Here is a 222-nt window from a genome sequence, read left to right on the forward strand (position 1 = left end):
AGGCTTATCACTTACAGCAGGAACAGGACTTATCGATGTATCGACCAGTACTCCGGGAACCTATACCGTAACTTATACCACAGCAGGAACCTGTCCAAACAGTAGTACCGCTAGCGTGACGATCAATGCATTAGACGATGCGGGCTTTAGCTATAGCGCCGCAGCATATTGTGCAGATGCTACAGATCCAACGCCAAGCATAACAGGTTTAACAGGCGGAAC

Annotated in this window: 1 protein-coding gene; it reads left to right on the forward strand. The window is 48.6% G+C overall.

Features of this window, described 5'->3' with window-relative positions; all coding sequences use genetic code 11:
- Positions 1–222: hypothetical protein (locus tag EM932_RS21530; protein ID WP_211344338.1), on the forward strand; the 222-nt coding region annotated here is incomplete at both ends.

The organism is Flavivirga rizhaonensis (genome assembly GCF_004791695.1).
In the GTDB taxonomy this organism is placed as follows: Bacteria; Bacteroidota; Bacteroidia; order Flavobacteriales; family Flavobacteriaceae; genus Flavivirga; species Flavivirga rizhaonensis.